The sequence below is a fragment of the Sphingomonas guangdongensis genome, assembly GCF_900199185.1.
In the GTDB taxonomy this organism is placed as follows: Bacteria; Pseudomonadota; Alphaproteobacteria; order Sphingomonadales; family Sphingomonadaceae; genus Sphingomonas; species Sphingomonas guangdongensis.
In genome coordinates this window covers 535,462-559,357 of sequence record NZ_OBMI01000002.1, presented here as the reverse complement: position 1 = coordinate 559,357, position 23,896 = coordinate 535,462, and the positions used below count along the sequence as shown (strand labels likewise).

The following is a 23,896-nucleotide window of genomic DNA, read 5'->3' as shown; positions in this document are numbered from 1 at the left end:
GCACTCCTCTTCAGGTTTCCCTTCGCGAGTGTGTCAGTGCATTAGGCGTGCCAAACACCCAGTCCGGGCAATCACAATGACTTAGCTGCTTAGCGGTCAAGCGACCTCCGCCAAGGATTGGGGTGCTTCGCCAAGCGTTGGCGTCAGAACAGGATCGCGCCGCCGGTCACGAGCCGGAAATCCGGCGTGTCGCGGTTGAGGCCGGCCGCCGCGAGCAGATCGAGCTGGAAGCGCTTCGTCGGTTGCCACGCGACGGATGCTGCGCCCAGCACCTGGGTGGTCGCACGATCGGGATCGTCGTCCTGCGCAACCATGAGCTCGGCGGCGAGGGTCACCGATGTGCCGAGATCGCGCGCCACCTCCGCGATCCCGCTGTAGGCCAGGTGGCGGCCGTGGCCACTCTCGTTGACGGCCGCGTCGATTTCTCCGGTGAGCTCGAACAGCCACGGGCCGCTCGTGTAGCCGACCGGGATGATCGCGCCTGCGCCCCAGTCGCCCGCCCCTACCGGCGTCCGACCGACCGGCACCGTCACATAGCCCTCTGCCCCGGCCAGCCAGCCGTCGCCGTCGGGCGGGCCGAAGCCCTGCCGCACGCCCACGCGGACATCCGAGACACCGCGCGTCGTCTCCGCCGCGCCTGTGGCGAGATCGCGGGTTCGGACCCGGCCGGCCGGCGACCAACCTAGCTGTACCTCGGTATGCGCACCGACGCCGATCCGCGCCAGCACGTCGGCGGCGAGGAAGCTGTCCTCGCGCGTGTCCTGACTGTCGTCGCGCTGCCAGTCGAACGCCGACCATTCGAATTGCACCCGCCCCGGTTCGGTGGTGCAGCCGGACGAGCTGAGGTCGGGTCGGTTGGGGCAGAAGCGCGGCTCATCCTGTGCAAAAGCGGGAGCCGCCATCACCAACGCGGCCGCGATCGCCGCCGGCCGGATCATCGCAACCGCACCCAGGTCGGCGCGTGATCGCTCGCCTTGTCGCGGCCGCGATGCTCCTTGTCGACGCCCGCCCCCGCGAAGCGGTCGGCCGCCGCGGGACTCAGCAGCAGGTGGTCGATCCGGAAGCCCGCGTCACGCTGCCACGCGCCCGCCTGATAGTCCCAGAAGGTCCACACGCCCCCGCGCGGGTACTGGGTGCGCAGCGCATCGGTCCATCCTTGCGCCAGCAGGCGGCGGTACCCGGCGCGGCTCTCCGGCTGCATCAGCGCGTCCTCTGCCATGGCTGGCACGGAGAAGGTGTCGTCGTCGTGCGGGATGACGTTGTAGTCGCCCGCGAGCACTACCGGTCGCTCCTCCGCAAGCAGGTCGCGCGCGCGCGCCGCCAGCCGGTCTAGCCAGCGCAGCTTGTAGTCGAACTTGGGGCCGGGCCGCGGATTGCCGTTCGGCAGGTAGATGGACGCAATCGTCACGCCGTTCACCTCCGCCTCTATGTAGCGGCTGTGATCGTCCTCCGGCTCACCCGCCAGCCCCTTCTGCCGCTCGATCGGCTGGATGCCGCGCGCGAGGATCGCGACGCCGTTCCAGCTCTTCTGCCCGTGCCACACCGCCTCGAAGCCGGCGGCGCGGATCTCCTCAACCGGGAAGCCGTCGTCGGGTGACTTCAGCTCTTGCAGGCAGACGACGTCCGCGCCGGCCTCCGTCAGGTATTCGAGGAGGCGCGGCAGGCGCGCCTTGATACCGTTGACGTTGTAGCTGACGATCTTCATGGCCCCCCTCCCCGCCGTCAGACGGAGAAGCTGGAGCCGCAGCCGCAGCCGGAGGCAGCGTTCGGGTTGGTCACGCGGAATGCGGCGCCGCCTAGGCTCTCGACAAAGTCGACGCTGGCGCCCTGCACCAGGTCAAGGCTGACCGGATCGACCACCAGCCGTACGCCGTCAGTTTCCGCTACCGCGTCGTCCTGCTCCGGCGACTCCGCCAGGCCGAACTGGTACTGGAACCCGGAGCAGCCGCCGCCTTCGACCGAAAGCCGCAGGATCGCGGGCTTGTTCTGCCGCGCCGCGATCGCTGCGACGCGGGCGGCGGCGGAGGGAGTGAGATCGATCGCGGTGGAGAGCGTAGCCATGGGGCGGAGATAGGCGGCGCGAGGCACCGCGGCAACTCTCCGGCACTGATCGGATCGGGCGGCCTGCTCAGCGTTCGTCGACGGGACCGCCGACGGCGACCTGACGGACCTTCAGCGCGCGGTCCTGGATCGCGACGCCCATGTCGGCGACTTGGAGGTACGGCACCGGATTCACGGCGTGGCCCTCGACCCGCACCTCATAATGGAGGTGGCTCCCGGTCGAGCGGCCGGTCGACCCCATCAGCCCGATCAGCTGGCCGCGGCGAACGCGGGTGTTCGGCTCGACCAGGATCTTCGACAGATGGCCGTAGCGGGTCTCGATGCCGCGGCCGTGGTTCACCTCGATGAGGTTGCCGTAACCGCCAGCACGCTCGGCACGGGCGACGATGCCGTCCGCGGTCGCGTAGATCGGCGTGCCGATCGGCCCGGGTATATCGACCCCCGAATGCATCGCGGCCGTGCCGCGGAACGGGTCGGAACGGACGCCGAAATTGCTGGTGAACTGGAGCGCGTCGACCGGCTGGGTGGACGGGATCGCAATTGCCGTCCCCTCCGTGGTGTCCATCTTCTTCCAGCTCTGAAACAGTGCGCGGAACTGCTCGGCCTGTCCGGCGTCGGCGACACCGACCTCCGCCACAGTGGCGACCGGCTGCGACGACCCGCCCGAACCGTTCGCCTGCGCCCCGCCGCCGACGACCGCCGCCCCGACAAGAGCGCTGATCAGGAAGGAACGGCTCCGCACCGCCCGGTGCGTCAGCGTGGCTAGAACGGAAATGATCATCAGACCCCGCAGCTTGTAGGCGACCGCCGGCGGCCCGAAGGCCATCGTCCGTCCCGTCATCACTGTCCCGAAAAGGAGCCCCTCCGCTTCAAGACACCGGTTGGATGCCCGCGAATGTCTTAACTCCGCAATATGGAACGGTTAATCCCGGGGTGAACCGGACGGGTCGCGCGGCGAAGCGTTGCGCGGCGGGGAGAAATCCCGGTGCGTCAGCGCGTTGAACGCTAAACGTCCACGCCGCGTAGGTCAGGCAACGAGCGCCCGAGCCTCGGCCAGCACCTGATCGACGTGACCCGGCACCTTCACCTTGCGCCACGCGCGCACCAGCGTTCCCGACCCATCGAACAGGAAGGTCGACCGATCGATGCCGAGATAGGTCTTGCCGTAGAGCTGCTTCTCGCCCCACGCGCCGAACGCGGTCAGCACGGTGCTGTCCTCATCATCGCTGGCGAGCGGCACGGCGAGGTTGTGCTTGGCGGTGAATTTCGCGTGCTTCGCCGCCGGATCCTTGGAGACACCGAGCAGCTGGACACCGAGGGACGCAAAGTCGTCTGCCGCGGCGGAGAAGTCCTGTGCCTCCTTCGTGCACCCGGGCGTGTCGTCCTTGGGATAGAACCAGATCACCAGCGGCCGCCCGCGCAGGTCCGCCAGCCGGATCAATCCGTCGGCACCGGCGAGTTGCAGGTCCGGCAGGGTGTCGCCCTCGATCATGTCCGTTCTCCGCTGATCGCGGTCCAGGCCGCCGCCACCTCATGCCGCGCGGCCGCTAGCGCTACAAGCAGCGCGTTCCAGTCGGTCGCACCCAGCGCTTCGGCGACGAGCGCGCGGGTCGCGTCGCCGGGCGGCTGCGCATCGGGCGCGACCAGCCGCGTCACCACCAGCAACCGCGCGAGCAGCGGATAGGCCTCCTCCACCGCGCGCGGCAGCAGCCGCTCGCTTGCCAGTTGCGCAAGCGCTTGATCCAATTCCGGCGCGAAGCCGGTGCGGTGAACCAGCTGGGTCGCGTGCACCGCGAACTCCAGGTCGACCAGCCCGCCCGCGCCCATCTTGACGTCGAGCGGCCCCGCCTGCGGCTTGTGGGCCGCCATCTCCGCGCGCATAGCGACCGCGTCGGCGACGATGTCGCGTGCCGGCCGCGCGCCGGCCAGCACCGCATTGATGACGTGCCCGGTGACCGCGCGTGCCGCGGACGATCCGAACACCGGCCGCGCCCGCGTGAGCGCCATGTGCTCCCAGGTCCAGGCCTGCTCGCGCTGATACCGGGCGAAACCCTCGAGCGAGACGACCAGCGGGCCCGCCTTCCCCGACGGGCGCAGCCGCGTGTCGACCTCGTACAGCGCTCCCGACGCGGTCGGCACCGACAGCGCGGCGGACAGCCGCTGCGCCAGCCGGTTGTAGTAGAGCACCGCACCGAGCGGCTTTTCCCCATCGGACTCGGCCTGGAAGTCGCCGGTGAACAGATACACGAGGTCGAGGTCGGACGCGTGGGTCAGCGCGCCGCCGCCGAAGCGCCCGAGCGCGAGGATCACCAGCTCGCTACCTGGCACGCGGCCGTGACGCCGGGCGAAATCCTGGACGGTGGCGGCGGCGAGCACCTCGACGGCGGCCTCCGCCACCCGCGCGTAGCCGGCCGACACGGAGAGCGGATCGGCCGCCCCCGCGATCACCTGCACGCCGAGCGCGAACCGCTTTTCCCCAACAAAGAGGCGAACGCGGTCGAGCAGGCGCTGGTAGTCGTCACCGACCTCGCCTCGCCGCATCTCCGCCGCGAGCGCGGCGACGCTGCCGACCGGGTCGAGCGCGCTTGCATCGAGCAAGCCGTCGAGAAGCCCGGCACGTTGCCCCAGCGCCTCTGCCAGCGTTGGTGCGTGCGCAAGGATGCGGGTCAGCAGGGAGAGCACCGGCGGTTGCGCGGCGAGCAGCCGCAGCGCGTTGATCGCGGTCGGCAGGCGGGCGAGGAGCGCGTCGAGCCGCAGCAGTGCGGCGTTCGGATCGGCCGCCTTGCCAAGCGCCGCGAGCAGCTGCGGCAGCACCGCCTCCAGCGCGTCCTGCGCCGCCGCGCTGCGCAGTGCCGGGTAGCTGGCGGCGCGCCAGCTCGCGATCCGCTGTGCCGCGGCCTCGGGATCGGCGAAGCCGCCCGACCCGAGCATCTGCGCCACCGCTTCCTGTGCCACCGGCACCTGGGTGCGCGGTTCGGCATCCAGCGCATCGTAGATCCGGCCGGCGCGCTCGACATGCGGCCGCAGCAGATCGAGCAGCGCCGCCGCGCCCGGCAGCCCGTGCAGCCGCGCGACCCCGTCCAGCGCCACGCCGTCCGGCAGTGTGTGGGTCTGACGGTCGTCGACCATCTGCACACGGTGCTCGATCGTCCGCAGCAGCGTGTACGCCTCGGTAAGCGCGCGGGCGTCGTCCGGGTCGATCCGCCCCGCCCCCGCCAGCGCCGCGAGCGCGTCACGAGTGGCGGGCGCGCGCAGCGCCGGGTCGCGGCCCCCGTGGATCAGCTGGTGGATCTGAGCGAAAAACTCGATCTCGCGGATGCCGCCGCGGCCGCGTTTCAGGTCGAAGCCGGGGCCGAAACGCTGCCCGCGCGCGTGATGGTCGCGGATCCGGCGCGAGATGCCGCGTATCTCCTGGATCGCGCCGAAATCGAGCGAACGCCGCCACACAAAGGGCCGGATCGCGGCCAGGAACCGCTCGGCGAGAGCGGTGTCGCCCGCCGCGGCCCGCGCGCGAATGTACGCCGCCCGCTCCCAAGGCAGCGCCTGCGACTCATAATAGCCGATCGCTGCGGCGATCGGCAGCGCGATGGGGGTGATCTCGCTCGATGGCCGCAGCCTGAGGTCGACGCGCAGCACATAGCCGTTCCCATCACGGCGCTGCAGCAGTTCCACCACGCGGCGCGCGATCCGGACCGCCGCCTCCTCCGGCTCGTCGCGGTCGCGCCGCGGCAGCGTCAACGGGTCGAACAGCAGGATCGGATCGATGTCGGAGGAATAGTTGAGCTCGCAGCTGCCCTGCTTGCCGAGCGCGATTGCGCACAACCCTTCCGGCACCGCATCGGGCACGCGCTCCCGGATCGCGGCCGCGATCGCGAAGTCGAGCGCCCGATCGGCGAAGCGGGTCAGCAACCCCGTAACGGTGGCGAGATCGTAGCGGCCCGACAGGTCACCGATCGCGACCGTCAGCGCAACGCGCCGCCGCACACGGCGGAGCGCGCGCGCGACCGGCTCATCATCCGCATCGATCGCCAGGAGCACGGCGGGATCGTCAAGCCACGTTGGCAAGTCGTCGACCGTTGCCTGCGCCGCCAACTGCGCAAGAAACGGGGCGTGCGCCACGGCGCGCGCGAGCGCGTCCTCGATATCGGCCGGCAGCGACGACGCCGTCGTCATGCGCGGCTATCGACCCAAGGCAGTCCGATCGCCCGCACATTCATCAGCAACAAAACTGCAAACTGCGAGTTTTACTCGGCATGTCGCTCATCGATCACGCCCCAACGGAGAGCATCGTCGTCCGCCCACCTCGGGCGAGCGATTCCGCGGGCGCGTCGCTGCGCAACGCCTATCGCTGCCCGAGCGATAACGGCCGGGAAATCGAACAACTGTTGGAAGCGCTTCGCCACGTCAGCGGAACGCGTCAGTAGCTCAATTCTGCCGTCCGTCGCGGCTAAGATCATCGACCTCACCCATGATGGTGTCGAGCGCAGTACGCCCACCGGCGTCATGCTCGCGCCGGGACGGGAGTTTGCCGTCGGTCAGCAGACCTTCCAGCGCCACCCGACCCCGCGCCACCCGGCTTTTGATCGTACCGACCGCGACACCGCAGATGTCCGCCGCCTCTTCGTAGGCAAAGCCGCCTGCGCCAACCAAGATCAGGGCCTCGCGCTGCGGCTGGGGCAGGTGAAGCAGCGCACGCTGCATGTCCGTCAACTCGACGTGGCGATCCTGGCTCGCCGGCGCGGCCAGGATGCGATCGGCTACCAGATCGTCCCACTCGCCTTTGAAGCGTGAACGCCGCATCTGGGAAAGGTAGAGGTTGCGTAGGATAATGAAGGTCCACGCGCGCATGTTGGTCCCGGCCTGGAAGCGCTGGCGCGCCGCCCAGGCCTTCAATAGCGTTTCCTGCACCAGATCGTCGGCGAGATCGCGGCTGCCCGACAGCGAACGACCAAAGGCACGCAGATGCGGGATGACTTGCCCGAGCTGCGTCTTGAACTCGGGATCACTCAAGGGGACATGCGGGACAGGCTCGGCCGCGGGGCGGCCGTCGTCGTCGAGGCTCTCGGGATCGGTCATCAACATCCGTTCGGGATCATTCGCGCGACCGCATCGCCGCAGCCCGCGTTATGTGGGCAGCAACTGACGGAAGGCAAAGATTTTTTCAGGTAAGCAGGTAGATCAGGGCGAACAGAACGATGATCAGGATCAGCGACGCACTGAGGATGTAACGGGTCATCCCCGGCGTAGCGCCGGCGCGGGCACGGTCGGTGTCGACGTGCTGCGCGCCATCGGAATCGGTGTGGTTCGACATACAGGCTCAACCCCCCAGTTCCGTTTTGGCTCCGTAACCGTTTACTAGGCCGGTACGGTCGATTCATCGAAGAACAGCGCCTGGCTGATCGCCGCCTTCACCGTGGCACGCTGAAACGGCTTGGTGATTAGGAACGTCGGCTCCGGCCGTTCGCCCGTCAGCAGCCGCTCCGGAAAGGCGGTGATGAAGATCACGGGCACGTCGAACTCGGCGAGGATATCCTTCACCGCATCAATCCCGGAACTGTCGTCGGCGAGCTGGATATCGGCGAGCACCAAGCCCGGCCGGTCCTCCATCGCGAGCGCCACCGCTTCGTCGCGGGTGACGGCGACGCCAGTCACCTCATGGCCCTGGTCGCGGACAATCGATTCGATGTCCATCGCGATGATCGGCTCATCCTCGATGATCAGGACGCGCGCGCGGGTCTGCTTGTCGATCTCGGACAAGGCGTCCGCGACCAGCTTCTCGACCTCCGCCGGCGTTTCGTCGATCAGATAGGCGGTATCTTCGGTGGTGAACCCTTCCATCGCCGTCAGCAGCAGCGCCTGGCGCGACAAGGGCGCGATCCGGGCAAGGCGCGCGCGGGCGATCGCCTCATGCTCCGTACCGGGCTCTGCCGGCTCGACACGGTTGTCGCCGTGAGTCGAGCTCCAGATCGCCTGAAACGTGCGGTAGAGGCCGAGCCGCGGATCGACGTCGCGGGGGAACTCACCCGGCGCGGCGACGATCGCCTCCAGCGTCGCGCGGACATACTGATCGCCCTCCGACTGGCTGCCGGTCAGCGCGCGGCCGTAACGGCGCAGAAAGGGAAGATGCGGCGCGAGCTGCTGTCCAAGCGACATAGAAAGTGCATTCTCCAACATGACCGGGTCGCGCCAGCGCGGCGCCCCCGTGTCCGGCGCGAATAGGTCTGGCACAGCCGAAGGGATGCTATCCCCCGAAAATGCACCGGTTGCGGAACAATCGAGGTGGTGTTTGGTTTCATAGCCGCTCGACAACGGGGGTTCCCGGTCGAAGCGGCGCGTAACCGCGCACGTCTTGTGCTCTCCCGGCGCCGCCGGGGTGTCGAGGGGGATTAGGTGAGTTCGATCAAGGATGACGGCACCAAGCCACCGGCGCGACCGGGCGGCAAGAAGGGGGAGCGTACCGGCCGTAATGTCGGCGATGCGCTGCGCGCCGTGTACCAGGACGCCGTCTCCGAGCACGTTCCCGACGAGATGCTCGACCTGCTGAAGAAGCTTGGCTAACGCCGCATCACCATGACGGATGCCGTTTCGCCGACGCCGCCGTCCCGGACAGGCGCTGGCGTTGTCGCGCGGCTGCCAACCGGTGCGAAGCTGCTACTCTTCCTCAGCGCGGCGCTGCTTCCGCTCGCTTTAATTGCGTCGCTTGCCGCCTATCAGACGACCCGCAACGCCGATCTGGACAACCGTACGCGGCTGCGCGTCGCGGCAGCGGAGGCGTCGCGCACGCTCGCCATCGAGCTGCTCGGTGATGCGAATGCGGCGCGCACGGCGCTCGGCGCCATTGAGCGCGATCCCGGCGATGCGGCGAGTTGCGCCCGGTTGCGCGGCGTCTTCGCCCAGGCGCTGTCGGCCAGGGTCCAGTTCGCGGTGTACGACGCCGCAGGGCGGCTTCGCTGCGGTGCGGCCGTCCGCCCCACCGCGCCGCTGCGCGAGAACGACGTCACGATGGTGATCGTCCCTCATCAGGGGATCGCCCTTGCCGTCGACGGCGCCGCCGGGCGCGGCCGCGCCGACCTGTTTTTCCCGATCGGCATGCTGGAGGAAGTCAGCCGGCCGACCGGGTTCGAGGCTGACTATGCGTTAACGCTGCGCGACGAGCGCGACGCGTTGGAGCTGAGAGTGCCGCGCGGCGGGCGCTTCGCCCGTCGTGACCGGCTGAACACCACCGTCGGGATCGGCGACCTGCAGCTGCAGATGAGCGCGCCAAGCGCGCCGATCACGTCGCCCGTGCTCGTTGCCATGCTGTTCCCGTTTCTAATGTGGGCGCTGGCCGCGGGGCTCGCCTGGTTCGTGGTCGACCGCTTGCTGATCCGCCCCTTGCGCGGGTTGCAGCGCGACATCGACGCCTATCAGCCGGGCTCCGTCTTCGATCCGGTTGCGCTCGGCGCTTTCCCAGCGTCGGAGATCAACGACCTCGGCGACAGTTTCCGCAAGCTCACCCGCACTCTGGTCGCGCACGAAGCGGGCTTGGCCGACGGTCTCGTGCGGCAGACCAAGCTGACCCGCGAAGTTCACCACCGGGTCAAGAACAACCTTCAGGTCATCGCCAGCCTGATCAACTTCCACGCGCGTGGCGCGACCGGCGCGCCGGTGCAGCAGGCCTATGCGACGATCCAGCGTCGTGTCGACGCACTCGCGGTTGTCCACCGTAATCATTATGCCGAGCTGGAGGTCAACCGCGGCCTCGGCCTGCGCTCGGTTCTGAGCGAACTCAGCGCCAACATCCGCGCAACCGCGCCGGAACGGTCAGCCCAGCTCGGGATCACGCTGGAGATCGAGCCGTACTTCGTCTCGCAGGACGTGGCGGTCGCGGTTGCCTTCCTGGTGACCGAGCTCGTCGAGCTGGCGATGTCCGTGCAGCCGACGGCGCAGCTGCGGGTGTCGCTGGCCGGCGCTGCGGAGCCCGAGCGCGCGACGCTGCGCCTGTCCTCGCCGGCGCTGATCGAGGGCGACACGCTGCGGGAATTGCTGGCACAGCGCTACGGCCGGGTGCTGGAGGGGCTCGCGCGGCAGTTGCGCTCGCGGCTTCATCACGATCCGCTCCTGGGCGTCTACGAGATCACGATTGCCGTGCTGGGCCGCGAGTAGATTTTTTTGCTGGGTGCCGCATCGCAGGGGAACCGCGCGCGGCCGGGGCCGTTCTGCTCTTCGGATAGCGACCTTATGCCCCCCCGCTCTCGCTATCCAAGACATGGGCCCGGAAGCGTCAACCCCCCCCCCCCCCCCCGGTGACGCTTCCGGGCCTAATTACGTCGGGGCTCCCCAACATCGCGATGTTCTGCAGCTGGAACGAAATCGCAAGGCGAACATTCCCTCCTCGCAGTTATTTGGCTTCAGTTTGAGGAGAATGTTGATGCGTAAGTTGATCGGAATGGCCGTGGTTGCAGGCGCGCTGGCCCTCAGCGCATGCAACACGGTCGAAGGTGTCGGCCGCGACGTGTCGTCTGCAGGTGACACGGTCGCGAAGACCGCCGACGACGCGAAGTAAGGCGCTCTCGAGCTAGTTGACCAGGGCCGCGGTGAGTCCGCGGCCCTTTTCATTTCACCTGCCGCTCGTACGCGTCATTGCCCGTGCGGGGCCGGTCTGCGACACCGGCGTCCATGATCAGAACGCCGCCAGCAGCGCTACGACGCCATCGGAACCGGTGGGTCGCCTTCGTCGGCGTTGCTCTTCTCGCGGAACTGACCGGCTGCTCCGAAGTCCGTGACCCACCGCCGACGCTCCTCGCGCAAGGCCTGCCGATCAGCGGCACGCGGGCCGATGCGCGCCGCGCGGGCTTCACCGAATGCGTCAACATGGACGCGGTCAGCCTGCGCTGTCGGCGCCGCGCGATCCGCGTCGGTCCGCTCGGGCCTTTCGAGGCAGCGGTCGACATGGTCGGCAGCGACGGTGAGGGTGGGTTCGACCAGCTGACCATCTGGCATGAGCGCGACAACAATGCGGTCTACGGCATCGCCCGACTGTTCGCGGCGGCGGGATGGAAGCACTGCTACACCGGCGATGGTGCCCGCGGCGATCAGATGATCCTGTCTCACCCCGCGGCGCGGGTGCGAGTTTCGATGGACGTCAGCTACTATGCGAAGCGGCGGATCCGCCTGGTCCCCGACTGGAACCGCCGCGAGCGGCGCTGCACCCCCTCCGACCGGGCGTTCCGGCTGAACGGCTGAGCGCCGTCGATCGGCCCCGGTCGTCAGCCCTCGACTGCGGCAGCGACCTTGGCGCGCTTGCGCTCGGTAAACCAAATACCGATCAGCGCGAGTTCGTAGAGCAGCACCAGCGGCACCGCGAGCAGCAACTGCGACCCGATGTCCGGCGGCGTAAGCACCGCCGACAGCGCGAACGCGCCGACAATCGCGTAGCGGCGCGCGGCGACCAGCTGCGCCCGGGTCACGATCCCGGCCCGCTCCAGCAGCATCAGCAGGATCGGCAGCAGGAAGGCAAGCCCAAACGCGAACAAGAATTGCATGATGAACGACAGATAGTTGCCGATCGAGGGCAGCGCCTCCTGCTGGATGCCGCCCAGGTCACCCTGGTAGCTCAGCAGGAAGTGCAGCGCGATCGGGATCGCCATGTAGTAGGCGAGGCTCGCGCCCATGATGAAGAGCACCGGGGTCGCGAGCAAGAACGGCAGCAGCGCGCGTTTCTCGTTGCGGTAGAGCCCGGGCGCCACGAACTGCCACAGCTGCATGGCGATGATCGGAAACGACAGCATCATCGCGGCGAAGAACGCGACCTTGATCTGGACGAAGAAGGCCTCGAACAGCTGGGTGAAGATCACCTTGTTCTGCCCCGCGGCGACCAGCGGCTGCACCAGAAAGGCGAAGATCGGCTGCGCGAAATAGAAGGCGCCGCCGAAGCAGATCAGGACCGCGACCACGCAGTATAGCAGTCGCCTACGCAGCTCGATCAGGTGATCGAGCAACGGCGCCTGCGTATCGTCGATGTCGTTCACGCCTGCCCCCTCAAGACGGCGCCTTGTCGGTCGCGGGCGTGCCCTCGCCAGGCTCAGCCGGCGCGACCGTCGGGTGCTCGACGCTCACCTCCAGCCGCAGCGGCCCGGGCGCGGGCGCCGGATCGGGCGGGGTCAGGTCGGTGCCGACCGGCGGCACGCTAGGGTGCTCGCGCATGATGCGGGCGTTCTCTTCCGCCCACGTCTTTTCCATTTCCGCGAGTTCGGCCTCGCGGACCATCGCGTCGAATCCCGAGCGGAACTGACGCGCGACCCCGCGCGCGCGACCGACCCAGTGCCCGACGAAGCGCATCGCCTTCGGCAGGTCCTTGGGCCCGATCACCAGCAGCGCGACGATTGCGACGACCAGCAGTTCGGTGGGAGCTACGTCGAACATGGAACAGCCTTGCCGCGCGGGCGGGTCGCCCGCGGCAGCGGGTCAGGAGAAGGGCTCAGCGCTGCTCTTCGCGCGCGCGCTCGACCTCGGGCTTGTAGGCCGGCTCCGCTGCCTTCTGCGCCTCGATCCGGGTCGGCTCGCGCGCCGGCGTAACCTCATCCTCCTCGGCCATGCCCTTTTTGAAGTTTTTGATGCCCTTGGCGACGTCGCCCATCATGTTGGAAAAGCGGCTGCCTCCGAACAGCAGGATCACGATCACACCGACGACCAGCCAGTGCACCAAGCTCATACTACCCATCGATCGACTCCTAGCGTCCTTGCCGCCTATCTAGTCGCCATCCCCCGACATTGCCACGTCATTCTCTGACTGCTCTGCGGGATCGAGCAGCCCCGCCGCGCGGAGATCCTCGATTCCAGGCAGGTCGCGGCGGCTGATAAGCCCGAAGTGGGTGAGGAACGCCGGCGTGGTCGCGTACGTCAGCGGACGCCCTGGCACCTCGCGCCGCCCCGCCGGGCGTACCCAGCCCGCCTCCATCAGCACGTCCAGCGTCCCCTTGGCGACCTGCACGCCGCGGATCGCCTCGATCTCCGCGCGGCTGACCGGCTCGTGGTACGCGATGATCGCCAGCGTCTCGGTCGCGGCCCGGCTCAGCCGGCGGCTCTCCGCGCGGTCGTAGCGGAGCAGATGGGCGAGGTCGGCGGCGGTCTGGAAGTGCCAGCGCCCGCCGCGCTCTACCAGCTCGACCCCGCGTCCGGCAAAATGCGCGCGGAGCGTCGCGAGTGCGTCCTCGATCGCCGCATCGCCACCCACGTGGCGGCGCAGCTCGGCGAGCGACAGCGGTGCGTCCGCGGCGAACAGCACGGCCTCCACCGCCCGCACCAGGCCGTCGTCCGACGTCACGTCGGCACGCGAAGGTAGAGCGGGGCGAACGGGCCCTGCTGGCGCAGCACCACCCTTCCCTGCCGCGCGAGTTCGAGCGCGGCGACGAAGGACGAGGCGAGCGCCGAGCGGCGGTAATCGGCGCTTCCGCCGTCCGGCAGGAACCGCTCGAGCGCCGTCCAGTCGAGCTCCATGCCGAGTTGCGTGGAGACTCGCGCGACCGCCTCCTCCAGCGTCATGACGTCGCGGTGGGCGACGATGTGCATGACAGGTCGCGTCCGCGCGCTGATCCGGCCGTAGGCGGCGATCAGGTCATAGAGGTCGGCTTCATACGCGGTACGCCGCACCGTGCGCAGCCCCTCCGGCGCGCCGCGCGCGAAGACGTCGCGGCCGAGCCGATCGCGCGCCACCAGCCGCGCCCCCGCCTCGCGCATCGCCGCCAGCCGCAAGAGACGGCGCTGGAGCAGCAGCGCGAGCTCTTCCGGATCGGGTTCCGCGTCGGGGTCGCGCGGAAGCAGCAACGCCGATTTGAGGTACGCCAGCCACGCCGCCATCACCAGGTAATCGGCCGCGACCTCCAGCTTCATTGCCCGAGCCTGCGTGATGTGGCGGAGGTACTGCTCGGTCAGCGCCAGGATCGAGATCGCGCGCAGATCGACCTTCTGCGCGCGCGCGAGCGTCAGCAGCAGGTCGAGCGGTCCTTCCCACCCGTTCAGATCGAGCACCAGCTGATCGGGGTGGTCCGGCATACAGCCGTTAGGCGAGCGCGAGCAGCGCGTCGCGGCGCGCGATCGCGTCATGGAGGTCGACCGGCGTCGCGGGCCGCGAGACGCTCGCCACCGCACGATCGAGGCGCGCGCGGCTCGCCGCCGCCATGTCGGGCAGCCGGTCCGCGATCTCGCGCATCTCGTCCATCCGCGCCCAGCAGTCGAGTACCACGTCGCACCCGGCCGCGATCGCCGCCGCCGCCTTCTCCCCCGGCGTGCCCGACAGCGCCTTCATGTCGATGTCGTCGGTCAGCAGCAGCCCGTCGAACCCGATCCGGCCGCGGATCACGTCGGCGATCACGGTGGGCGAGAGGGTCGCCGGGCGCGCCGCATCCCAGGCGGTGAACACGACGTGGCAGGTCATGCCCATCGTGGCGTCCGCGAGCGTGCGGAACGGGCGAATGTCCTCCTCCAGCTCGGCGTCGCTCGCGCGCACCACCGGCAGCTCGTAGTGGCTGTCGACACCCGCGCGGCCGTGACCCGGCATGTGCTTGACCACACCGATCACCCCGGCCGCGGCGAGCCCGTCGAGGGTCGCGCGGCCGAGGGCTCCGACCTGCATCGCGTCGCCGCCAAACGCGCGATCGGCGACCGCGGGCACCGTGTCCGCGAAGCGGCGGTCGAGCAGCGGCGCGCAATTGACCGTGATCCCGACCTCCGCCAGCATCGCGCCCAGCGCCTCACCGTTCGCGCGCGCCGCCGCGATCGCCGACATCGGCGCACGGTCGTAGAGCGCATCGAAGGCCGGACCGGCGGGGAACGCCGGCCACGCGGGCGGACCGAGCCTTGCGACCCGCCCGCCCTCCTGATCGATCAGGATCGGCACGTCCTCGCGTCCCGACAGCGCGCGCAGCTCCGCGGTCAGCGCGGCGAGCTGCGCGCGGTTCTCCACGTTGCGCCCGAAAAGGATGTAGCCGACCGGGTCCGCAGCGGTGAAGAACGCGCGCTCCTCGGCCGTCAGCGTCGGGCCGGATGTCGCAAAGATAACAGGCTTCATGACGACGGCTCTACCGCGACCAACGCGTTTCCGCCAAGTCGCGGCGCTTGCAGGACCTCGCGCCATCGCACATGCTCCTGCCCAACTGTTCTGCACGCGGCAGCGACACGGGAGAGCGCAGATGAAGGATCTGATCACGCGCAGGGGCGTCATTGAGGCGGGCGGCGCCGCGGCAGCGCTGGCGAGCGTCGGTGCGCTGGCACAGGGGCGGGGGTCGCCCACCGCGACCGGGCAGCCGCTGCCGAGCAACGTCAAGCTGCCCGCCACGCCGCCGCAGAAGAAGCGTCCCGACAGCGTCGGCTTCGCGATCATCGGATTGGGCGGCTACGCGCTCAACCAGATGATGCCGCGCTTCGTGCAGAGCGACCGCGCGCACATCGCCGCACTCGTCTCCGGCAATGCGGAGAAACTTGCGCAGGTCGGCGACGCGTACGGCGTGCCCGCCGACGCCCGCTACTCCTACGCCGACTTCGATCGTATCGCCGCGGACAAGCGGGTCGACGCGGTCTACATCGTTCTGCCGACCGGGCTCCACGCCGACTGGGCGGTGCGCTCCTTCGCCGCCGGCAAGCATGTGCTGTGCGAGAAGCCGATGGCGCTGTCAGCCGCCGAGTGCGAGCGGATGATCGCGGCCGGCAAGCGCGCCAACAAGAAGCTGATGATCGCCTACCGAGTCCATTTCGAGCCGTACAATCTGGAGGCGATGCGGCTGATGCGCGAGAAGGCGGCAGGCGACATCCGCCTGATCCGCGCCGAGATGTCCTATCGCTCCGGCCCGACGACGCCTGCGGAGAACTGGCGCTTCGCGCGCGCGCTCGCCGGCGGCGGGCCGCTGGAGGATTACGGGCTCTACGGGCTCCAAGCGATCCTCTACCTGTCGAGTGAGATGCCGGAGAGCGTCAGCGCGACGACCTTTCGCCCGGCAAATGATCCGCGCTTCAGCGAGATCTTTGCGCACACGGGCGCACAGCTCCGCTTTCCCTCCGGCGCGGTCGGGCAGCTCGCGACCTCCTACGATTCGCACGGCATCAACGCGGTTCACGTCCGCGGCACGACCGGCGCGCTGATCATGGACCCGGGCACCGGCTATGGCGGGCACAAGGTCCGGCTGGAGGGCCCGAACGCGCGCGAGCTCGCCTCTGGCGACCCCGAGGTCCAGTTTGCGGGGCAGCTCACCCACTTTGCCTCGGCGATCCGCGACAACACGCCCATCCGCACGCCGGGCGAGATGGGGCTGCGCGACATCCGCCTGGTGGAGGCGATCTACGCGTCCGCCGCCGGCGGCCGCACGGTGAAGCTCGCGCCGGACGGACGGATGCTGGCGTAGGATCGGGAATCCGGAATTAGTATCGGCTCGCCGCTACGCGAACGCCCGGAGAAGGCCGTTTCCGGTCATCTGCCCTGACCCTAGCGGGGGCGTCGCTGGAGAAGGATCGGAAAGGTCGCTGCACCCGCGACCGCCGTTCCGGCGGAGTCCGCCGCCGGTGTGAACAGCCGCTTGTTGACGACCACGCGACACACCACGCGCTCGACGGCTGGCAGCGTGTCGGCAGTGACCGCCCGGCACGTCTCGATCGTTCCCGATGAAGCGACCGTAACCCGGAACACGGCGTTGACGTCGCCCCGCGACTGTTCGGCGACGGCCATGAAGTCGCTGCTGGATACCCACTCGTCACGGTTGCGGATCGCGACCGGTCGCCGACCACCGGCTTCGAACTGGCGCGCATCCGCGCCCCAGGCGATCAGCCGGGCTGCCTCGCACGTGCGCAGCGCCGCCACTCCGGCCGCGGCTCCGCTCACCGGCACCGCGACGTCCGGGTGAGAGCGCACCGTCAGCGCTAGCGATGCACTCTCGGCCAGCCTGTCGAGCAACTCCGGCGGCAGTCCATCCATCCGCACCAGCCGCTGCCCACCCGCGACCGTGCCCGCGCTCGCCAGACCCTGGAGGCGCTTGCCCGATGGCGCGAAGCGGATCGCCGCCGACGCCAGCGCGCCCACGTCGGCGATGCTCGCATCGGCCACCACCAGGCGGTAACTGTCGCTTCCCGGGACGGTGCTGATCGCGGTGATCCTTCCCGGCGTCTGCTGCGCAATCGTGCACCGCGTCGGCGCCTCCCGCACCTGCCACGCCGATACCTCGGGCGCAGCACCCTGAACCAAGAGGGCGACGGCGAGCGGGATCAGCATTGCGCGCTACGGTAGCTCACGGGACGAAGCACGCCTCGCCGGCGACTTTCAGCTTGCCGCAGATCGTCTTGGCGTTGCCGTTGCTGCCCGCGTTCACCCGCAGGCGGTATACGGTGCGCCCACCCACCTCTGCCTTTTCCACCGACTTGCCGAGATCGGTCAGGTAGCCGAAGCGCTTGGACGCGGTCGTCCAGGCGGTGTTCGCCATCGCCTCGTTGGGAAAGGAGCCGAGTTGGACCAGCGACCCGCCGCCGCCGCCCGCCGCCAGGTTGGGCAGCGCGACGCGCGGCGCCTGTGCGGTCAGCCGGCCGCCCTTCTCCGGCACCGGCGTCACGACCTGCGCGGCGCCGGCCCCAGCCTTGGGCGTGGCGGGTGCCTTGCGGCCCTCGACCGGTGCCTCCGGCAGCGCGGCGGTGTTGATCTGGCCGTCCTTGCGCGCGCCCTCGCTGGTCGAGAAGACGCTGTCGCCCTCCCCCTCCACCTTCATGCCGCCGGGCTCGTCGGGCCGCACCTTGTAGTCGCCTTCCGGCGCCGCGATCAGCTCGCCCGACCCGGTCAGCACCGGTCGGCCGGCAAAGCGGCCATAGGCCCAGATGCCGGCGGCGATCAGCCCCAGCCCTGCAAGCACCAGCAGGATCACGCGCAGCGGCGACGATCCCTCTCGGTAATCGTCGTCGGCGGATTCGAGCCACGGCAGCCGATCGTCGTCGCCGATGGTCGTCCGCCGCCCGTCCGTCATTGCCCCAGCTCCTCCACGGCCGCGACGCCCATGATGCGCAGCCCGTTGCGAATGATTTGCCCGATCGCGTCGGCGAGGAAAAGCCGTGCGGCGGTGAGCGGCAGATCGTCGGGGCGGAGGAAGCGGCGCGCCGGATCGTCATTGCCCATGTTCCAAGCTGCGTGGAACTCCGCGGCCAAGTCATAGAGATAAAAGGCGATCCGGTGCGGCTCGCGCGCCGCGCCCGCCGCCTCCACCAGTCGCGGGAACTGCGCAGCGCGCTTCACCAGTGCCCACTCCTCCGTCCCGAGCCGGGACAGGTCGGCGTGCGCCGGCAGCGCGAGCCCCGCCTCCGCCGCGCGGCGGTGGAGCGAGTGGACGCGGGCGTGGGCGTACTGGACGTAGAAGACCGGATTGTCCTTCGACGCTTCGACGACCTTGGCGAAGTCGAAGTCCATCTGCGCGTCGGCCTTGCGGGTCAGCATGGTGAAGCGGACCACGTCCTTGCCGACCTCGCGGACCACGTCGGCGAGGGTCACGAAGTTGCCGGCGCGCTTCGACATCTTGACCGGTTCGCCACCGCGCAGCAGCCGCACCATCTGGACCAGCTTGACGTCGAACGGCTTGGAGCCCCCGGTCAGCGCCTTTACCGCCGCGACGATGCGCTTGACGGTGCCGGCGTGGTCGGCGCCCCAGATGTCAATCAGCTGGTCGGCATCCTCCGCCTTCTGGAAGTGGTTGGCCATGTCCGCGCCGAAGTAGGTCCACTGGCCGGTCGACTTGCGGATCGGGCGGTCCTGGTCGTCGCCGAACGCGGTCGACCGGAACAGCGGCAGCTCGACCGGCTCCCAGTCGTCCGGCGTCTCGCCCTTTGGTGCCTCGAGCACGCCGTCGTAGATCAGGTCGCGGGCGCGCAGCATCGCCTCCGCCGCCTCCGGCTTGCCCGCGGCCTGGAGCTCGGCCTCGGACGTGAAGCGATCATGGTGGATACCGAGCAGCGCGAGGTCGGCGCGGATCAGGTCCATCATCGCCGCGACCGCGCGGGTGCGGAACAGCGCCAGCCATTCCGCCTCCGGCGCGGCGGCGTAGCGATCGCCGAACTCGGCGGCGAGCGCCTGTCCGACCGGCACCAGGTAATCGCCCGGGTAGAACCCCTCCGGCACAGCGCCGATATCCTCGCCCAGCACCTCGCGGTACCGCAGGTGCGCCGAGCGGGCGAGCACATCGACCTGCCCCCCCGCATCGTTGACGTAATATTCCCGGATCACCCGGTTGCCGGTGAACTCGAGGAGGCTGGCGAGCGCGTCACCCACCACCGCGCCGCGGCAGTGGCCCATGTGCATCGGCCCGGTCGGGTTGGCGGAGACATATTCGATGTTGACGGTGGTCCCCTCGCCGCGCCGCGACTTGCCGTAGTCTGCGCCGGCCTCGGCGATCGCACGGAGCTCCGCCGCCCAGGTGTCGGCATCGAGCGAGAGATTGATGAAGCCCGGGCCCGCGACGCTGGTGCCGACCACGCCCGGAACCTTGCCGAGCTCGCCCGAGAGCGCCTCGGCCAGTGCGCGCGGGTTGGTGCCGGCGGGCTTTGCCAGCACCATCGCCGCGTTGGTGGCGAGGTCGCCGTGCGTGGCATCGCGCGGCGGCTCGACCGTCACGGCGGCGCGGTTGAGCCCGGCCGGCAGGGTGCCCGCCGCCTCCAGCGTGTCGAGCGCGGCGTGGAGATGATCGGTGAAGCGGAGGTAAAGCGTCATGGCGCGCGCCTATTCAGTCCGGCCGCACCATGCAACCGCTCCCGCTGCCCCGGTTGCATCGGCTGCAACAGCGATGAACCACCCTGCGATTGCCGATCCATGCTGCACCGCAATAACATTCATGGCGGAAAGAGGGAGGGTGACTGGGCGGAAACCACGCAAGAGGGAATCTGACCATGTCCAAGCTTTTCACGATGATCGCCGCTGCCGCCACGCTGACCGCGACCGCCGCGCAGGCCGAGCCGAAGCGCTTCCAGGCCGATGGCCTCACCTATGAGTATGAGACGCAGACCGACGCGCGCGGTGCCACGGTACTGGTCGGCCGCACGCTGGAGGGCGGCAGCTTCCGCCTGGTGGTGAAGAACGGCCAGGTGCGCGGCACCGCTAACGGCCAGCCGGTCAGCTTCTCCGTCGCCGACAGCCGCGGCGCTGCTGGTCGCGCCCGTCCGGTCGAGATCGCCTCGCGCTGATCCGACCGTCGCCGGCCGGGTGAGACTACCCCCTCACCCGGCCGGCCCCTGCCCAATCAGTCAGCCGGCAGCCGCGCGGCTCAGAAGCCTTCGGGCAGGCACAGCGGCCCTGCGATGTCGCCGTAGCGGCGGATCGCATAGCGATCGGTCATACCGGCGATGAAGTCGGCGATGTGCCGGCTTCGCTCCGGCTCCGCGTCCGGCAGCGTCGTCCGCCACTCCTCCGGCATCGACAGCGGATCGTCGGAGTAATTGGCGAATAGCCCCGCTACGATCCCTTGCGCTGCCTCGGCTGCCACGCGCTGGTTCGAGTGATGGTACAGGTTCGCGTACATGAACCGCTTCAGCGCCCGCTCCTCCTCGCGCATCGCGGGCGAGAAGCGGATCAGCGGCTCGCCCGCGGCACGGACCTCGTCGACGCTGCCGACCCCCGCCGCGCCGATCGCCGCGCGTGACTCGGCGATGAGGTCGTTGACCATCACCCCGATCTGCGATCGCACCAGCTCGCCCAGCAGCCGGCTCGGCGGGATACCTGGAAAACGCGCCTGCACCGCCGCCCAGCCGCGCGCGACCAGCGGCACGGCCAGCAGCTGATCGAGCGTCAGCAGCCCGGCCCGCAGGCCATCGTCGATGTCGTGATTGTCGTAGGCGATGTCGTCGGCGAGCGCGGCGACCTGCGCCTCCAGCGACGGCCACTGCTCGAGCGCGAGCGGCAGCTGCGCATCCGCGGCCGCCAGCGCCCAGCCGGGAAAGGCAACCGGCCCGTTGTGCTTGGCGAGCCCCTCCAGCGTCTCCCACGTCAGATTGAGCCCCGCCCAGCGCGGATAGGGCGAATCGAGCAGCGTCAGCACGCGGAGGGTATGGCCATTGTGATCGAAGCCGCCGTGCGCCGACAGGCACGCCTTCAGCGCCTCCTCCCCGGCGTGGCCGAACGGCGGGTGGCCGATGTCGTGCGCCAGGCACAACGCCTCCGTCAGGTCCTCGTTCAACCCCAGCGCCCGCGCGATCGTCCGGCCGATCTGCGCAACCTCCAGACTGTGGGTCAGGCGGACGCGGAAATGGTCGCCGTCCGGGCTCAGGAACACCTGCGTCTTGTGGCGGAGTCGCCGAAAACTGATCGAGTGGATGATGCGATCGCGATCACGCTGGAACGGATCGCGCGGGCCGCGGGCGGACCCGCTTTGTTCTTCGTGAAGCCGGCCTTTGCTGCGCTCCGGGTTGGCGGCCCAGGGCGCAAAGCGGGTCATCGCGGTGGCAGCTTATCGATCTTCTGACCCGCCTCGCTGCGCCACGCGAACGCGGACGCGCCATCCTTGGCGAGCTGGTTGACGAAGGTCATGGCGGCCTCCTGACTCGCAAACGGCCCGGCAAGCAAGCGGTTCGTCGCGCGCAGTGGCGTCGTCCAGGCGGTCTTGCCCTTGAACGCGGCCGGGGACTTGGCGCTGAGCCGGGCCCAGTCGCGCCCGAGCGTTGCCGCATTGGCACCGCCGGCGACCTGCACGAACCAGCGCGCCGGCTCGGCCTTGGCGGGATCGGGCTTCTTCGGCTCCGGCTTGGCCGGTTGGGCCGGCTTAGCGTCCGGCTTCGTCGCCGCAACCGAACGCACGGGCTTGTCCGCCGTCCGCGCGCGCGTCGGCGCGGGCGGGGCGATATCGAGCTCCGACGCCGGCACCGAAATGCCCGCGACGATCGAGGCGAGCAGGTCGGTGTTGCGCCGGGCGACCGCGGCTGTCCGCACCGGCGTCACGGCGACGGGACGCGGGGCGGAAATTGCAGTGTCCGGTATCACCGCCCAGCCCTGCCTCGTCGTCGTGCTTGCGCTGGAAACCGGGACGCTGGCGGACGTGGAAGCGACCGGCGCCGGCGGCGTGGCCGCGGCAGGCGCTGCCGCGATCGGAACGCCGATGTTGGCTGACCCGGGTGCGGTCGCCAGACCGGGCGGCGCCGCCACGATGGTCGACGCGGCCGGCGGCGTCGCCGCGGCGGTGGTCGACGCGGCGGTGGTCGCGGATCCTTGCAGGGGAGTGGCCGCGGCGGTGGTCGCAGCCATGCTCGTTGGCGGTGCCGCGCCGGCTAGCAGCGTGGTCCCGGCAGATGTCGCTTCGCCAACCCGGGGCGCGGGATCGGACACCGAAGCGCCGCTCGGGCTGAGGGAAACCGTGCCCGGCGGCGCAGAGATGCTCCCGGCCGGCGCGGCGGACGACGCGACAGCGGTTGGGAGCGGCGTGCGCCCGGCCGCGAAGCTCGGCGCAGCGGCGCTCACCCCCGCCAGCCCGGTGGCTGCTGCAGGCGGCTGACTGCGGAGGATCGGACTGCCGGACACCGGGCCAGCATTCGCCGGAAGCACGGTCGACGAGCGGGGCGCCTCGGCGATGGCTGCAGGCATCGATGCGGTGGCAATCGGCGCGCCGGTGAACGACGTTCCTCCGGCTGCGATCGTCGCGGCAGCTGCCGTGACCGGCTGAGCAGACCGGGTCGCAGTCGGCACAGGTGCCGATCCCGCCGCCGCAGCGGCGGTCGGTGCTCGGAAGGCGGACGTTACAGGCGCCGCCAGACTGCTGGCGGTGCCACGGCTCGTTGACGCGGCGGGCGATCCGATCAGCGATGCCACGCGCGTGACAGGGGCGGCGCTTGCGGGCGGCGTGCTCCCGCCCGCAATGGCGGTGCGCTCCGCCGCCTGCACGCCGCGCCGTTCGTCGCGTCCCACGCGCTCACGCTCGCGACGGCTCCGACGCTCAGGCGGCTGACCCGTGGTCGCGCTTGCGACAGCCACCGGCGCCGTGGCGGCGGGCTGCGGCGAGCGGGTCGGCAGCGCGGCGACCTGCGGCGCCAACCGCGCGTCGTTGGCGCGCGCGAGCGAAGGCGCGACCGCGCCGAAGTGGACCGCAAAGGCACGATCGGCCGGGGACAGGGCTGCGAGCCGCGCGAAGAAGGGCGCGAGCCCTGCGCCGCCCGGGATCATGTTCCCTGCAATCTTCTGCGCGCCCGCGACGTCGCCCCCCATCGCCATGATGCAGGCCCGCGCGCGCCATGCACCGCGATCGCTGCGGCGCAAAAGCGGGTCGAGCAGCGCCATCGCCTCGTCGCGCTGGCCTGAGATACCGAGCGACAGCGCCAGTCGGCGCACCACCTCGTCATCGCCGCCGCGTTGAAGCACGCGGCGGTAATCGCGCTGCGCGTACAAGGGCTGGCCGGTCAGGTCATAAGCGAGGCCGCGTTGCGAAAGGTACGGCTCCATCGCCACCCCCGCGCGCGCCGCGGCGTCGAACAGCCGCAGCGCCTCGCCCGGCCGCTCCAGCAGCACCATCGCGCTCGCCCGGCCCGCGTTGATCCTCGGATTGGACGGATCGACGGCCTGCGCCCGCGCGAGAAAGGCGAGCGCCGCGGGTGCGTCGCCCAGCCGGGTGCTGAGATCGGCGGCGGTCAGCAGCGCGCCGACATCGCGCGGATTGCTGCCCAGGATCCGCATCTGCGTCGCAAGGGCATCGGCGTTGGGGGTCGGCGGCGGCACGATTTCCTGCGCCGCTGCCGGCGCGAGCGACAGGAGGGTCAGCGCGACAAGACCGCTGCGGATCAGGGAATCGGCCATTATTACCGGTGCATACACGCTGACCGCCCTGAACCGAACCTGTCCGGCCCGGCCATCAGCGATCAGCCGAGC

27 protein-coding genes are annotated in these 23,896 nt (G+C 69.9%); 7 read left to right on the top strand and 20 right to left on the bottom strand.

Features of this window, described 5'->3' with window-relative positions:
- Window positions 1-143: 143 nt before the first annotated feature.
- The 6 genes from CRO12_RS09845 to glnE form a co-directional block, all read right to left on the bottom strand.
- Window positions 144-938 carry a transporter gene (locus CRO12_RS09845; protein ID WP_097063863.1) on the bottom strand — a complete coding sequence of 265 codons (795 nt, stop codon included), beginning with the start codon at window positions 936-938 and terminating at the stop codon, window positions 144-146.
- Window positions 935-1,705 (bottom strand): exodeoxyribonuclease III, encoded by a 771-nt coding sequence (gene xth, locus CRO12_RS09840; protein ID WP_097063862.1) that lies wholly within the window; start codon window positions 1,703-1,705, stop codon window positions 935-937. The genes CRO12_RS09845 and xth overlap by 4 nt, the downstream gene beginning before the upstream one ends.
- Window positions 1,706-1,722: 17 nt before the next feature.
- On the bottom strand, window positions 1,723-2,061 hold the full coding sequence (gene erpA, locus CRO12_RS09835; RefSeq protein WP_097064281.1) for an iron-sulfur cluster insertion protein ErpA: 339 nt from the start codon (window positions 2,059-2,061) through the stop codon (window positions 1,723-1,725).
- 67 nt (window positions 2,062-2,128) lie between these two features.
- A complete protein-coding gene (locus CRO12_RS09830) occupies window positions 2,129-2,887 on the bottom strand; it encodes a M23 family metallopeptidase (protein WP_245858370.1) in 759 nt (252 codons plus the stop codon).
- Between the two features lie 201 nt (window positions 2,888-3,088).
- Entirely contained in the window at window positions 3,089-3,553 is a 465-nt protein-coding gene (locus CRO12_RS09825) for a peroxiredoxin (RefSeq protein WP_097063861.1), read from the bottom strand.
- The gene (gene glnE, locus CRO12_RS09820; RefSeq protein ID WP_097063860.1) at window positions 3,550-6,234 is read right to left on the bottom strand and encodes a bifunctional [glutamate--ammonia ligase]-adenylyl-L-tyrosine phosphorylase/[glutamate--ammonia-ligase] adenylyltransferase; all 2,685 of its coding nucleotides are present in this window, start codon (window positions 6,232-6,234) and stop codon (window positions 3,550-3,552) included. Before glnE ends, CRO12_RS09825 begins: the two co-directional genes overlap by 4 nt.
- A gap of 80 nt (window positions 6,235-6,314) precedes the next feature.
- On the opposite strand from glnE, the gene CRO12_RS18000 reads away from it, so the two are divergent.
- Window positions 6,315-6,485, top strand: coding sequence for a hypothetical protein (locus CRO12_RS18000; protein ID WP_179640958.1), 171 nt, complete (start codon window positions 6,315-6,317; stop codon window positions 6,483-6,485).
- 1 nt (window position 6,486) lies between these two features.
- On the opposite strand, the gene CRO12_RS09815 is transcribed toward CRO12_RS18000, so the two are convergent.
- The 3 genes from CRO12_RS09815 to CRO12_RS09810 all read right to left on the bottom strand — a co-directional run bounded on the left by CRO12_RS09815 (window position 6,487) and on the right by CRO12_RS09810 (window position 8,214).
- A complete protein-coding gene (locus CRO12_RS09815) occupies window positions 6,487-7,137 on the bottom strand; it encodes a sigma-70 family RNA polymerase sigma factor (RefSeq protein ID WP_097064279.1) in 651 nt (216 codons plus the stop codon).
- 85 nt (window positions 7,138-7,222) lie between these two features.
- On the bottom strand, window positions 7,223-7,372 hold the full coding sequence (locus tag CRO12_RS17995) for a hypothetical protein (RefSeq protein ID WP_179640957.1): 150 nt from the start codon (window positions 7,370-7,372) through the stop codon (window positions 7,223-7,225).
- Window positions 7,373-7,416: 44 nt separating this feature from the next.
- Complete coding sequence (locus tag CRO12_RS09810; protein WP_097063859.1) at window positions 7,417-8,214, bottom strand: response regulator; 798 nt, start codon at window positions 8,212-8,214, stop codon at window positions 7,417-7,419.
- A 237-nt stretch (window positions 8,215-8,451) separates the two neighbouring features.
- Between CRO12_RS09810 and CRO12_RS17990 the strand changes: the two genes are divergently transcribed.
- The 4 genes from CRO12_RS17990 to CRO12_RS09795 all read left to right on the top strand — a co-directional run bounded on the left by CRO12_RS17990 (window position 8,452) and on the right by CRO12_RS09795 (window position 11,286).
- A complete protein-coding gene (locus CRO12_RS17990) occupies window positions 8,452-8,619 on the top strand; it encodes a NepR family anti-sigma factor (protein ID WP_179640955.1) in 168 nt (55 codons plus the stop codon).
- Window positions 8,620-8,631: 12 nt separating this feature from the next.
- Complete coding sequence (locus CRO12_RS09805; RefSeq protein WP_097063858.1) at window positions 8,632-10,206, top strand: sensor histidine kinase; 1,575 nt, start codon at window positions 8,632-8,634, stop codon at window positions 10,204-10,206.
- A 265-nt stretch (window positions 10,207-10,471) separates the two neighbouring features.
- Window positions 10,472-10,606, top strand: coding sequence for an entericidin A/B family lipoprotein (locus tag CRO12_RS09800; protein ID WP_097063857.1), 135 nt, complete (start codon window positions 10,472-10,474; stop codon window positions 10,604-10,606).
- 113 nt (window positions 10,607-10,719) lie between these two features.
- A complete protein-coding gene (locus CRO12_RS09795; RefSeq protein ID WP_245858368.1) occupies window positions 10,720-11,286 on the top strand; it encodes a hypothetical protein in 567 nt (188 codons plus the stop codon).
- Window positions 11,287-11,309: 23 nt separating this feature from the next.
- Here CRO12_RS09795 and tatC read toward each other — a convergent pair whose 3' ends face one another.
- Genes tatC through nagZ form a run of 6 tightly spaced genes read right to left on the bottom strand, consistent with a single transcriptional unit; the run spans window position 11,310 to window position 15,109 of the window.
- Window positions 11,310-12,071 carry a twin-arginine translocase subunit TatC gene (tatC, locus tag CRO12_RS09790; RefSeq protein ID WP_097063856.1) on the bottom strand — a complete coding sequence of 254 codons (762 nt, stop codon included), beginning with the start codon at window positions 12,069-12,071 and terminating at the stop codon, window positions 11,310-11,312.
- A gap of 10 nt (window positions 12,072-12,081) precedes the next feature.
- Window positions 12,082-12,465, bottom strand: coding sequence for a Sec-independent protein translocase protein TatB (gene tatB, locus CRO12_RS09785; protein WP_097063855.1), 384 nt, complete (start codon window positions 12,463-12,465; stop codon window positions 12,082-12,084).
- A gap of 55 nt (window positions 12,466-12,520) precedes the next feature.
- A complete protein-coding gene (locus CRO12_RS09780; protein ID WP_097063854.1) occupies window positions 12,521-12,763 on the bottom strand; it encodes a twin-arginine translocase TatA/TatE family subunit in 243 nt (80 codons plus the stop codon).
- A 30-nt stretch (window positions 12,764-12,793) separates the two neighbouring features.
- The gene (gene scpB, locus CRO12_RS09775) at window positions 12,794-13,366 is read right to left on the bottom strand and encodes an SMC-Scp complex subunit ScpB (protein ID WP_097063853.1); all 573 of its coding nucleotides are present in this window, start codon (window positions 13,364-13,366) and stop codon (window positions 12,794-12,796) included.
- The gene (locus CRO12_RS09770) at window positions 13,363-14,094 is read right to left on the bottom strand and encodes a segregation and condensation protein A (protein WP_097064277.1); all 732 of its coding nucleotides are present in this window, start codon (window positions 14,092-14,094) and stop codon (window positions 13,363-13,365) included. The genes scpB and CRO12_RS09770 overlap by 4 nt, the downstream gene beginning before the upstream one ends.
- A gap of 7 nt (window positions 14,095-14,101) precedes the next feature.
- Entirely contained in the window at window positions 14,102-15,109 is a 1,008-nt protein-coding gene (nagZ, locus tag CRO12_RS09765; RefSeq protein WP_097063852.1) for a beta-N-acetylhexosaminidase, read from the bottom strand.
- Window positions 15,110-15,230: 121 nt separating this feature from the next.
- On the opposite strand from nagZ, the gene CRO12_RS09760 reads away from it, so the two are divergent.
- A complete protein-coding gene (locus CRO12_RS09760; RefSeq protein WP_097063851.1) occupies window positions 15,231-16,436 on the top strand; it encodes a Gfo/Idh/MocA family protein in 1,206 nt (401 codons plus the stop codon).
- An 80-nt stretch (window positions 16,437-16,516) separates the two neighbouring features.
- On the opposite strand, the gene CRO12_RS09755 is transcribed toward CRO12_RS09760, so the two are convergent.
- From CRO12_RS09755 to argS, 3 genes are read right to left on the bottom strand one after another with little or no spacing between them, the layout of a single operon-like run.
- A complete protein-coding gene (locus CRO12_RS09755; RefSeq protein WP_097063850.1) occupies window positions 16,517-17,296 on the bottom strand; it encodes a hypothetical protein in 780 nt (259 codons plus the stop codon).
- A 16-nt stretch (window positions 17,297-17,312) separates the two neighbouring features.
- Complete coding sequence (locus CRO12_RS09750) at window positions 17,313-18,035, bottom strand: SPOR domain-containing protein (RefSeq protein ID WP_097063849.1); 723 nt, start codon at window positions 18,033-18,035, stop codon at window positions 17,313-17,315.
- On the bottom strand, window positions 18,032-19,765 hold the full coding sequence (argS, locus tag CRO12_RS09745) for an arginine--tRNA ligase (protein WP_097063848.1): 1,734 nt from the start codon (window positions 19,763-19,765) through the stop codon (window positions 18,032-18,034). Before argS ends, CRO12_RS09750 begins: the two co-directional genes overlap by 4 nt.
- A gap of 176 nt (window positions 19,766-19,941) precedes the next feature.
- Here argS and CRO12_RS09740 point away from each other — a divergent pair, with 176 nt between their 5' ends.
- Complete coding sequence (locus CRO12_RS09740; RefSeq protein WP_097063847.1) at window positions 19,942-20,235, top strand: hypothetical protein; 294 nt, start codon at window positions 19,942-19,944, stop codon at window positions 20,233-20,235.
- Window positions 20,236-20,315: 80 nt separating this feature from the next.
- Here CRO12_RS09740 and CRO12_RS09735 read toward each other — a convergent pair whose 3' ends face one another.
- The gene (locus tag CRO12_RS09735; protein WP_097063846.1) at window positions 20,316-21,482 is read right to left on the bottom strand and encodes a deoxyguanosinetriphosphate triphosphohydrolase; all 1,167 of its coding nucleotides are present in this window, start codon (window positions 21,480-21,482) and stop codon (window positions 20,316-20,318) included.
- Complete coding sequence (locus tag CRO12_RS17985) at window positions 21,479-23,824, bottom strand: SPOR domain-containing protein (RefSeq protein WP_097063845.1); 2,346 nt, start codon at window positions 23,822-23,824, stop codon at window positions 21,479-21,481. Before CRO12_RS17985 ends, CRO12_RS09735 begins: the two co-directional genes overlap by 4 nt.
- Window positions 23,825-23,896: the final 72 nt, after the last annotated feature.

Coding starts and splice junctions, on each gene's coding strand:
- CRO12_RS09845 (WP_097063863.1), bottom strand. CDS start 938: ATGATCCGGCCGGCGGCGATCGCGGCCGCGTTGGTGATGGCGGCTCCC.
- xth (WP_097063862.1), bottom strand. CDS start 1,705: ATGAAGATCGTCAGCTACAACGTCAACGGTATCAAGGCGCGCCTGCCG.
- erpA (WP_097064281.1), bottom strand. CDS start 2,061: ATGGCTACGCTCTCCACCGCGATCGATCTCACTCCCTCCGCCGCCGCC.
- CRO12_RS09830 (WP_245858370.1), bottom strand. CDS start 2,887: ATGGCCTTCGGGCCGCCGGCGGTCGCCTACAAGCTGCGGGGTCTGATG.
- CRO12_RS09825 (WP_097063861.1), bottom strand. CDS start 3,553: ATGATCGAGGGCGACACCCTGCCGGACCTGCAACTCGCCGGTGCCGAC.
- glnE (WP_097063860.1), bottom strand. CDS start 6,234: ATGACGACGGCGTCGTCGCTGCCGGCCGATATCGAGGACGCGCTCGCG.
- CRO12_RS18000 (WP_179640958.1), top strand. CDS start 6,315: ATGTCGCTCATCGATCACGCCCCAACGGAGAGCATCGTCGTCCGCCCA.
- CRO12_RS09815 (WP_097064279.1), bottom strand. CDS start 7,137: ATGACCGATCCCGAGAGCCTCGACGACGACGGCCGCCCCGCGGCCGAG.
- CRO12_RS17995 (WP_179640957.1), bottom strand. CDS start 7,372: ATGTCGAACCACACCGATTCCGATGGCGCGCAGCACGTCGACACCGAC.
- CRO12_RS09810 (WP_097063859.1), bottom strand. CDS start 8,214: ATGTCGCTTGGACAGCAGCTCGCGCCGCATCTTCCCTTTCTGCGCCGT.
- CRO12_RS09805 (WP_097063858.1), top strand. CDS start 8,632: ATGACGGATGCCGTTTCGCCGACGCCGCCGTCCCGGACAGGCGCTGGC.
- CRO12_RS09800 (WP_097063857.1), top strand. CDS start 10,472: ATGCGTAAGTTGATCGGAATGGCCGTGGTTGCAGGCGCGCTGGCCCTC.
- CRO12_RS09795 (WP_245858368.1), top strand. CDS start 10,720: ATGATCAGAACGCCGCCAGCAGCGCTACGACGCCATCGGAACCGGTGG.
- tatB (WP_097063855.1), bottom strand. CDS start 12,465: ATGTTCGACGTAGCTCCCACCGAACTGCTGGTCGTCGCAATCGTCGCG.
- CRO12_RS09780 (WP_097063854.1), bottom strand. CDS start 12,763: ATGGGTAGTATGAGCTTGGTGCACTGGCTGGTCGTCGGTGTGATCGTG.
- CRO12_RS09770 (WP_097064277.1), bottom strand. CDS start 14,094: ATGCCGGACCACCCCGATCAGCTGGTGCTCGATCTGAACGGGTGGGAA.
- nagZ (WP_097063852.1), bottom strand. CDS start 15,109: ATGAAGCCTGTTATCTTTGCGACATCCGGCCCGACGCTGACGGCCGAG.
- CRO12_RS09760 (WP_097063851.1), top strand. CDS start 15,231: ATGAAGGATCTGATCACGCGCAGGGGCGTCATTGAGGCGGGCGGCGCC.
- CRO12_RS09755 (WP_097063850.1), bottom strand. CDS start 17,296: ATGCTGATCCCGCTCGCCGTCGCCCTCTTGGTTCAGGGTGCTGCGCCC.
- CRO12_RS09750 (WP_097063849.1), bottom strand. CDS start 18,035: ATGACGGACGGGCGGCGGACGACCATCGGCGACGACGATCGGCTGCCG.
- argS (WP_097063848.1), bottom strand. CDS start 19,765: ATGACGCTTTACCTCCGCTTCACCGATCATCTCCACGCCGCGCTCGAC.
- CRO12_RS09740 (WP_097063847.1), top strand. CDS start 19,942: ATGTCCAAGCTTTTCACGATGATCGCCGCTGCCGCCACGCTGACCGCG.
- CRO12_RS09735 (WP_097063846.1), bottom strand. CDS start 21,482: ATGACCCGCTTTGCGCCCTGGGCCGCCAACCCGGAGCGCAGCAAAGGC.
- CRO12_RS17985 (WP_097063845.1), bottom strand. CDS start 23,824: ATGGCCGATTCCCTGATCCGCAGCGGTCTTGTCGCGCTGACCCTCCTG.